Genomic DNA, 9106 nt, shown 5'->3' on the forward strand with positions numbered 1-9106 from the left:
AGAGCCTACGTCCGGCCCCTGCCCGTGTCGAGGCGACGGCGAGGTGCCTGCCGTCACGCTGACGGCCCAGTGCCCTGCCCACGGCTCCGTCCGGTCCCTACGCTCCACAGGCACGAGACCCGTCTGATCAAGCAAACGGACAGCCCGGGTCGCCGAATGGGGTGTGTGCGCAGTCCGGTTGTTTCTTGTTAGTCGGGAGGGGTCAGTCGTGGACAACGGTGTCGAGGCCGTCCTGGCCGCGTCACGGGTGCTGATGGGGGTCGTCGCCGACTCCGTGGCGCCGGTCTCGCAGTTCGTGACGATGTCGCAGTACCGCGTGCTCGTCATCGTGGCCACGCACGGTCCGCTCAATCTCAACTCGGTCGCCGGGGCACTCGGTGTGCACCCGTCGAACGCGACACGGGCCTGCGACCGCCTGGTCGAGGCCGGCCTGCTGGCCCGTACCGAGTCGCCGATCGACCGCCGCCGCGTGGACCTGGCGCTGACCGATTCGGGTGTCGACCTGATCGGGCGCGTGATGGACCACCGCCGGGCCGCCATCGAGGGTGTGCTGGCGCGGATGACGCCGCATGCCCGCGAGGAACTCGCGATCGTGCTCGGAGACTTCGCCGCGGCCGCCGACGAGCCCGCGATGAGCCTGGACGACTGGGCCGCGGACCTCCTCCAGACTGCGCCGTTGGCGGCGATGGGCTGACAACATCTACGGACGACGTCCGTAGATGTTGTGAAACGGCCCCGACATGCCGGGTTCCACGACGTCTGAGGACGACGTCCGCAGATGTCGGGCCCCGGATAGGCTCCGGGGCCCGTGGACGTACTTCGGCACCTGCTTCTGCTCGTGCATCTGGCCGGAATGGCCGCGCTGCTCGGCGGCTTCGTGCTGACGCTGCTGGCCGGGGAACGGAAGATGGTCGGGGCGATCACCCACGGCGCCGAGTTCCAGGTGGTCTCCGGTCTGCTGCTGTGGTGGGTCGACCATCTCGACGACCGGCACCCACCGGCGGCGAAGATCCTGGTCAAGCTGGTGATCGCGCTGGTGGTAACCGGCCTGGCGCACGCCAACAAGCGACGCCCGGCGGTTCCGATGCCCTTGTTCCTAGGCACTTTCACGCTTGCCGCGAGCAACGTCGCCATCGCGTACGGCTGGTCCTGAGGCGCACCGCGCGACATAGACTCCTGAACGATGAGCACCCTGTTCGAACTCCCGGAGACGACGGCCACCGAGCACCTGCTCGAGGGTCTGAACGGCCCGCAACGCGAGGCCGTCCAGCACGCCGGTGGCCCCTTGCTGGTCGTGGCCGGCGCGGGCTCGGGCAAGACCCGGGTGCTGACCCGGCGGATCGCCTGGCTGATCGAGGTCCGCAAGGTCCGGCCGTCGCAGATCCTGGCGATCACCTTCACCAACAAGGCCGCCGGGGAGATGAAGCAGCGCATTGCCGCCGCGGTCGGCAGCGCCGCCCCGCAGTGGGTTTCCACGTTCCACTCGGCCTGCCTGCGGTTCCTCCGGCACGACGCCAAGCGGCTCGGCTTCACCTCCGGCTTCTCGATCTACGACGACACCGACTCGCAGCGGCTGATGCGGATGATCGTCCGCGATCTGTCCCTGGACCCGAAGAGGTTCACCCCGCGGGCGATCGCTTCCGCGATCAGCAACGCCAAGAACGAACTGATCGACTACGAGACGTTCTCGTCGGCGGCCGAGGGCCCGATCCAGACCGTCTACGCCGAGTGCTACACCGAGTACCAGCGCCGCCTGCGCACGGCCAACGCACTGGACTTCGACGACCTGATCTGCACCACCGTCAACTTGTTGCAGGCGTTCCCGGACGTCGCCGAGCACTACCGACGGCGGTTCCGGCACGTGCTGGTCGACGAGTACCAGGACACCAACCACGCCCAGTACGTGCTGGTGCGTGAGCTGATCGGGAACGGTACCGAGGATCTGGAGCCCGGTGAGCTGTGCGTGGTCGGCGACGCCGACCAGTCGATCTACGCCTTCCGTGGCGCGACGATCCGCAACATCGCCGAGTTCGAGGCCGACTTCCCCAACGCCAAGGTCGTGATGCTGGAGCAGAATTACCGCTCCACCCAGACGATTCTGTCCGCGGCCAACGCGGTGATCGCCCGCAACCCGGACCGCAAGCCGAAGAACCTCTGGACCGACCGCGGGTCGGGGGAGCGGATCGTCGGCTGGGTCGCCGGCGACGAGCACGAGGAAGCCACATTCGTGGCCAACGAGGTCGACCGACTGCACGACGCCGGGTTGGCGCAGCCCCGCGACGTCGCGATCTTCTACCGGACCAATGCCGCCTCCCGGGTTTTCGAGGAGGTGTTCATCCGCGTCGGCCTGCCGTACCGGGTCGTCGGCGGGGTGCGTTTCTACGAGCGCAAGGAGATCCGCGACGCGCTGGCCTACCTGCGCGTGCTGGCGAACCCGGACGACGAGGTCTCGCTCCGGCGGATCCTCAACGTCCCCAAGCGCGGCATCGGCGAACGCGCGGAGGCCTGCGTCGACGCGTTGTCCTCCCGCGAACGGATCTCCTTCTCGGCCGCGTTGCTGCGCTGCGAGGAGGCGTACGGGATCGCGACCCGCTCGCTGTCCTCGCTGCGGGCGTTCAACGAGTTGATGTCGGCACTGGCGACGTTGGTCGAGGCCGGGACCGCGCCGGCCGACGTGATCGAGGCGATCCTGACCGAGTCCGGTTACCTGCGGGAGCTGGAGGACTCGGACGACCCCCAGGACGCCGGTCGGGTGGAGAACCTGGCCGAGCTGGTCGCGGTCGCCCGGGAGTACGAGGAACTGGCCGACGACCCGACCGTGGCGGGGTTCCTGGAGCGGGTCGCGCTGGTCGCCGACTCCGACCAGATCCCGGACGCCGCCTCGGGCGAGGAGCCGGTCGACGACGGCGGCCAGGTCACGCTGATGACGCTGCACACCGCGAAGGGTCTGGAGTTCCCGGTGGTGTTCCTGACCGGGTGCGAGGACGGCGTGTTCCCGCACATGCGGGCCCTGGCCGACCCCGTCGAGCTGGCCGAGGAGCGGCGGCTGGCCTACGTCGGAATCACCCGGGCGCAGGAGCGGCTCTACGTCTCCCGCTCGGAGGTCCGCCGGAACTGGGGCACGCCGCAGTGGTTCCCGGCCTCCCGATTCCTGGACGAGATCCCCGCCGAGCTCATCGACTGGAAGCGCACCTCGCAGCGCAGCGCGTTGACTGCGTTGGCCGCCCCGTCGAGCAGCATCCGGTCCGCTCCGGGGCGCCCCGGGAACCGCCCTGCGGTCGAGGTCGTGTCGCTGGTGGTCGGCGACCGCGTCACCCACGACACCTTCGGGCTCGGCACGGTCGTCGCGGTCGCCGGCGTGGCCGACAAGGCCGAGGCGACGGTGGATTTCGGCGACGGCGCACCGAAAAGGTTGCTGTTGCGCTACGCACCCGTCGACAAATTGTGACGATCACCACGACCGGCTGTGAATTCGCCACCGATCGCGAATTCCAGCCTTTTTCACTAGGCCGTTCGAGTTTATAAAACGCATGTGCCCGCTCGATCCTGGGGCGGGCACAGCGGCAGAGCGCCGCGCTCCGGGCGGCGGCGGAATCTGGCCGACCCGGCGACCATCCACGGCCGGCGGGGTGCCCCGCGCGGCGGAGGGGAAAATTCCATGATTCGCACCTCCATGCCCCGAGGGCTCGTCGTCCTCGGCGTGCTCGCTCCGGTTGTCGGCCTGGGCCTGGCGCCCGCGGCAAACGCGGCCGGGCCCAGCAATGCGACCCTGTCCTCGATCGTCTCCACCAGCGGTACGGTCGGGTCGTCGGTCACTGACACGGCGACCCTTACCGGCGCCACGAGCGACGCGAGCGGCACGATCCTCTTCACGCTGTTCACCGGCGGCGCCTGCGGGGGCTCGGTCGCCTTCCAGGACGTCGAATACGTGAGCTCCGGGGCCGCAACCTCGGCCGCCTACACCCCTCTGGCCGCCGGCACTTACTCGTTCCTGGCGGTTTACAGCGGCGATCTGAAGAACAGTGGGGCCACCGCGGCGTGCGCCTCGGTGACGCTCAGCAAGACCACCCCGACGCTCTCCAGCTCGCCCAACGTCACGCCCCCGGGCACCTCCTGACAGAGCCACGGCGCCGTTCCTACCGTTGACACCTTATTCCTCCAGCTTCGCCTGAATCCTCTCCGGGGCGTGCCGCCCCGGAGAGGATTTGTCGTGCCCGCACGATTCTTCGTGAATCGAGGCCAGACGCCTCATACAACCTACGACGATTCATGCATTGCCCCATTCGGGCCTATAAAAGTGTGCGCTCCGGGCCGATTCTGAACCTCACCGCGAGCATTCGCGGCGCTGGTCGGATGATTGGGAGCCGGAATTCCAATGGGCAGCAGACCGACGCGTCTGAGCGCCGCGCGAATCGCGCTGTGCAGCCTGCTCGCGCTCGCGACGGGCACCGGCGTCGCGGCCGCGGCGCAGATCACGACGCCAGGCAACAGAAGCGCCGTCGGACTGTCGGGCGGACCCGCGTCGGGCGGGACCTATCCGGTTGTGGGAACCACGATCCGGGACCGGGCGACCCTCACCGGCGGATTCCACCCGACTGGGACGATCACCTTCACGCTGTACGACGACCCGGGGTCATGCACGGGCGGGGTTTTCCAGGACTCCGAGACGGTGGCGCCGACCGGGACGGTCACCTCGCAGCCGTACATCGCGAGCGTGGCGGGTACCTACCAGTGGGTAGCCGCTTACAGCGGCGACCCGAACAACAACGCGGTGACCGGCAGCTGCTCGGACGTGAGCGAGCGGGTCACGGTCGTGCCCAGCGGCTCCGGTCCGGGAGAGCCGGGCGGCCCGGGTGGCCACGGCTGCGGCGACTGCGATCACCACCGGGGATACCACCAGTGGTGGCGTTACCACCGCATCCATCACGGGGGACACCACTGGTGGCGCTACCACCGGATCCACAGCCGACCGCACCACTGGGCGCACCGTCACCACCACTGGCCGTGGGCCGATCAGTTTTGACGGCCCCCGCGGCCGGCCGGACGGTTCGGTGACCTAGGGTTCGGCGTCGGCTACGGGTGCATCCCGTGGGCGCGGAGCCACGGCATCGGGTCGACGGCTGGCCCACCGCCCGGGTGCACCTCGAGGTGCAGGTGCGGGCCGGTCGTGTTACCCGTCGAGCCGACCAGGCCGATCAGCTGGCCGGCGACCACCGGGCCGCTGTGCACGATGATCCTTGACTGGTGGGCGTACCAGATCTCGGTGCCGTCGGCGAGGCGCTCGATCGTTTTCCAGCCGTAGGCGCCGTCCCAGCCGGAGAACACGACCGTGCCGCTGGCCAAGGCGTGAATCTGGGTGCCGGTCGGGCAGGCGAAGTCCTGGCCGGTGTGGCCGTGTGACCACAGGCCGCCACCCTCGCCGAAGCCGGCGGTCAGGTGGTAGGCGTGCACCGGCAGGAAGAACTCCTTGGCCAGCGCGGCCAACCGGGTCGCGCGAAGCTGGGCCAGCTTCAAGGCCTTGGCCAGCGCCGACTGGTTCGCCTGCTGCTGCAGCCGGGCGGCCAGCACGCCGCGGGCCTTGTCGCGGCTCGCGCGGGCCGCGGACGGGTCGGTCGCGGGGGCCTGCGGCAGCTTGGCCATGGCCAACGTGGAGGCGCCGGCCAGATCGGTTCCGGTCGTACCGAATCCGATGCCGCCGGTGGTGGTGGCCAGCGCACCGACCGCGGCGATCGCCACTGCGGCGGCACCGGCGACCAACGCCGGGTTGCCCGGGATCGTGGAGGTGTTGGCGGCGCGGTGCCGGCTGCCTGCGCGGTGGCGGTGGCCGACCTCGATCGGGACGACTTCGGCGATGGGCCGCGGCGTCGGTTGCACGCTGACGATTACCTCGGCCGGCGTCGGGTCGACGACCGGCGTGCACGGGCTTACGCGCCTGCGGCGGCCGGACCCGGGAGCGATCGAGGCAGGCGGCTGGACCGGCGTCGATACAGCCTCGGCGGTCGGGGCGACCGACGCGGCTGCCTTGCGGCGGCGACCGCTACCCGCCGGCGCCGCCGGGGGCTCCAGAACTGGTGCTTCGAGGATCGCGGCCTCGGCGGCCGGCGTGGTCACGGGTCGTGCGGCCGGCTTGCGGCGGGTTCCGGGGCCGGCGGCCGGAGCCTCGGCGGGGGCCGTCTCGACGGCCGGAGCGGGGGATTCGACAACCGGCGCCACACGACGCCGCCGACCCGTTCCGGCGGGGGCCGGCGTCGACTCGGCGGTCTGGATCGGTTCCGACGGCGCACGCCTGCGGCGGCCGGCGGGGGTGGCGAGCTGAACTTCGACAGTGGCGCAACGGGAGGCGGCGGGGGTCGGCGCCTCAAGGGTCGCGACCGGCTGGGCGGACGCGGGGATGTCACGCGCGTGTCGGCCAGTCGGCATCCAGTCGACTCCCAGGTAGATGGTCGGATCGCGAGCCACGAACCTGCCTGAAGGTATACGTCCGGGGGTCATTCCCCCACGGACTAGGAGCAAAGAACGCTCAAAGTGACAACACTCTCGGTGTGGCGTGACTTATAGCGACAAATCCTGGCACGATGATCACTGAACGTCACAATTTTACGAGTTACCACCCCTCTCGTTGGGAAATAGCGGGACAAAGTACACCGACACGTGGCAAGCCGCCAACGGTTTCGGTCACAGAGCGTAATGCAACGAGACAGTTGTGACGGTCACTCACGATGCGACTCGCAGCCGTTGTGAACGCTCCAATAAGCTCGCTTGTCGACCGCAGGGAGCACCCCGGTGCCGCCAAACATCGGGGTTCGGCATGCAACGAAGAGGGTGAAGGGGCGCCACGGTGGACCTGTTCGAGTACCAGGCACGGGATCTGTTCGAGAAGCACGGAGTGCCGGTACTGGGCGGCTTGACCGCCGACACGGCCGACGAAGCCCGCGCGGCGGCCGAGAAGCTCGGAGGTCGGGTCGTGGTGAAGGCCCAAGTGAAGGTGGGCGGCCGCGGCAAGGCCGGCGGTGTGAAGCTGGCCGACGGCCCGGACGACGCGGCCGCGAAGGCAGGCGCCATCCTCGGCATGGACATCAAGGGCCACACCGTGCGGCGGGTGATGCTGGCCCAGACCGCCGAGATCGAGACCGAGTACTACGTCTCCTTCCTGCTCGACCGCGCCAACCGCACGTTCCTGGCCATGGCGACCACGCAGGGCGGCATGGACGTCGAGGAGGTCGCGGCGAACACGCCGCATCTGCTGGCCAAGGTTCCGGTCGACGCGAACGTCGGCTGCGACGCCGCCAAGGCCGCCGAGATCGTCTCCGCCGCAGGCTTCCCGGCCGAGATTGCCTCCGATGTCGCGGACGTGCTGCAGAAGCTGTGGGCGGTCTTCCAGGGGGAGGACGCCACGCTGGTCGAGGTGAACCCGCTGGTGGTGACCAAGGACGGCCGGCTGATCGCGCTGGACGGGAAGGTCAGCCTCGACGAGAACGCCGACTTCCGGCACCCGGACCACGCGGCGCTGGAGGACAAGGACGCGGCCGACCCGCTGGAGGCCCGCGCCAAGGCGAAGGGCCTGAACTACGTCAAGCTCGACGGCGAGATCGGGATCATCGGCAACGGCGCCGGGCTGGTCATGTCGACGCTCGACGTCGTCGCCTACGCCGGCGAGGCGCACGGCGGCGTGAAGCCCGCGAACTTCCTCGACATCGGTGGTGGCGCCTCGGCCGAGGTCATGGCCAACGGCCTCGACATCATCCTGTCCGACCCGGCGGTGCGCTCGGTGTTCGTCAACGTGTTCGGCGGCATCACCTCGTGCGACGCGGTCGCCAACGGCATCGTCTCGGCGATAGGGCTGCTGGAGAGCCAGGGCCAGGCCGTCGACAAGCCCTTGGTCGTGCGGCTGGACGGCAACAACGCCGTGGTCGGCCGCCAGATCCTCGTCGACGCGAATCTGCCCGTCGTCGAGATGGTCGAGACGATGGACGGCGCTGCCGCCCGCGTCGCCGAACTCGCCGCCCGCTGACGACGTAGAAGCAGAAGGAAAACGAGATGGCAATCTTCCTCACCGAGAACTCCCGGATCGTCGTGCAGGGCATGACCGGTTCCGAGGGACGCAAGCACACCCAGCGCATGCTGGCCTCCGGCGCGAACGTCGTCGGCGGGGTCACGCCCGGCAAGGGCGGCCAGAAGGTCGACTTCGACGGGGCCACGCTGCCCGTGTTCAGCTCGGTCGCCGAGGCCGTCAGCGAGGCCGGGGCGGACGTGTCGGTGATCTTCGTGCCGCCGAAGTTCACCAAGGGCGCCGTGATCGAGGCGATCGACGCCAACGTGGCGCTGGTCGTCACGATCACCGAGGGCGTCGCGGTGCACGACACCGCCTCGTTCCACGCCTACAACGTCAGCAGGGGTTCGGCGACCCGGATCATCGGTCCGAACTGTCCCGGCATCATCTCCCCGGGGAAGTCCAACGCCGGGATCATCCCCGCCGACATCACCAAGGCGGGCCCGGTCGGGCTGGTCTCGAAGTCGGGCACGCTGACCTACCAGATGATGTACGAACTGCGCGACATCGGTTACACGACCTGCGTCGGCATCGGCGGTGACCCGGTCATCGGGACCACCCACATCGACTGCTTGCGCGCCTTCCAGGACGACCCCGACACCGAGGCGATCGTGATGATCGGCGAGATCGGTGGCGACGCCGAGGAGCGGGCCGCGGAGTTCATCAAGTCCTACCTGACCAAGCCGGTCGTCGGCTACGTCGCCGGCTTCACCGCTCCCGAGGGCAAGACCATGGGCCACGCCGGCGCCATCGTCTCCGGCTCGTCCGGCACCGCGGCGGCGAAGAAGGAAGCCCTGGAGGCCGTGGGCGTCAAGGTCGGCAAGACCCCGTCCGAGACCGCCCGCCTGATGCGCGAGCTCATGAAGGGCTGACCCGCCGAGCCCCATCTTCTGACGTGTCGGGCGCCCTTCCCGACCCGCACACCGACCGCTTCGAGCGCCTCGGCCTTGGCCGACGCCGTGCCGGAGGAGCCCGAGACGATGGCGCCGGCGTGGCCCATGGTCTTGCCCTCGGGCGCGGTGAAGCCCGCGACGTAGCCCACGACCGGCTTGGTGA

Annotated in this window: 8 protein-coding genes; 7 read left to right on the top strand and 1 reads right to left on the bottom strand. The window is 69.5% G+C overall.

Going from position 1 to position 9106, the window contains the following annotated elements; genetic code table 11:
- Nucleotides 1-208: 208 nt before the first annotated feature.
- The 5 genes from VHU88_10330 (at nucleotide 209) to VHU88_10350 (ending at nucleotide 5023) form a co-directional block, all read left to right on the top strand.
- Nucleotides 209-694, top strand: coding sequence for a MarR family transcriptional regulator (locus VHU88_10330; GenBank protein HEX3612071.1), 486 nt, complete (start codon nucleotides 209-211; stop codon nucleotides 692-694).
- Nucleotides 695-808: 114 nt separating this feature from the next.
- Nucleotides 809-1153 carry a hypothetical protein gene (locus VHU88_10335; GenBank protein HEX3612072.1) on the top strand — a complete coding sequence of 115 codons (345 nt, stop codon included), beginning with the start codon at nucleotides 809-811 and terminating at the stop codon, nucleotides 1151-1153.
- A gap of 30 nt (nucleotides 1154-1183) precedes the next feature.
- Complete coding sequence (gene pcrA / locus VHU88_10340) at nucleotides 1184-3448, top strand: DNA helicase PcrA (GenBank protein ID HEX3612073.1); 2265 nt, start codon at nucleotides 1184-1186, stop codon at nucleotides 3446-3448.
- Between the two features lie 210 nt (nucleotides 3449-3658).
- A complete protein-coding gene (locus VHU88_10345; GenBank protein ID HEX3612074.1) occupies nucleotides 3659-4117 on the top strand; it encodes an Ig-like domain repeat protein in 459 nt (152 codons plus the stop codon).
- A 258-nt stretch (nucleotides 4118-4375) separates the two neighbouring features.
- Nucleotides 4376-5023, top strand: a complete 648-nt coding sequence (locus VHU88_10350; GenBank protein HEX3612075.1) for an Ig-like domain-containing protein — start codon at nucleotides 4376-4378, stop codon at nucleotides 5021-5023.
- 50 nt (nucleotides 5024-5073) lie between these two features.
- On the opposite strand, the gene VHU88_10355 is transcribed toward VHU88_10350, so the two are convergent.
- Nucleotides 5074-6111, bottom strand: coding sequence for a peptidoglycan DD-metalloendopeptidase family protein (locus VHU88_10355; protein HEX3612076.1), 1038 nt, complete (start codon nucleotides 6109-6111; stop codon nucleotides 5074-5076).
- Between the two features lie 727 nt (nucleotides 6112-6838).
- Here VHU88_10355 and sucC point away from each other — a divergent pair.
- Both sucC and sucD read left to right on the top strand, forming a co-directional pair.
- A complete protein-coding gene (sucC, locus tag VHU88_10360) occupies nucleotides 6839-8011 on the top strand; it encodes an ADP-forming succinate--CoA ligase subunit beta (GenBank protein ID HEX3612077.1) in 1173 nt (390 codons plus the stop codon).
- Between the two features lie 26 nt (nucleotides 8012-8037).
- Complete coding sequence (gene sucD / locus VHU88_10365; GenBank protein HEX3612078.1) at nucleotides 8038-8922, top strand: succinate--CoA ligase subunit alpha; 885 nt, start codon at nucleotides 8038-8040, stop codon at nucleotides 8920-8922.
- The last annotated feature ends 184 nt before the right edge of the window (nucleotides 8923-9106 follow it).

It is taken from the genome of Sporichthyaceae bacterium, assembly GCA_036269075.1.
Classification (GTDB): domain Bacteria; phylum Actinomycetota; class Actinomycetes; order Sporichthyales; family Sporichthyaceae; genus DASQPJ01.

What these genes read in the sequence shown, in the direction of transcription:
- pcrA (HEX3612073.1), top strand. Translation starts at nt 1,184, where the DNA reads ATGAGCACCCTGTTCGAACTCCCGGAGACGACGGCCACCGAGCACCTG.
- VHU88_10345 (HEX3612074.1), top strand. Translation starts at nt 3,659, where the DNA reads ATGATTCGCACCTCCATGCCCCGAGGGCTCGTCGTCCTCGGCGTGCTC.
- VHU88_10350 (HEX3612075.1), top strand. Translation starts at nt 4,376, where the DNA reads ATGGGCAGCAGACCGACGCGTCTGAGCGCCGCGCGAATCGCGCTGTGC.
- sucD (HEX3612078.1), top strand. Translation starts at nt 8,038, where the DNA reads ATGGCAATCTTCCTCACCGAGAACTCCCGGATCGTCGTGCAGGGCATG.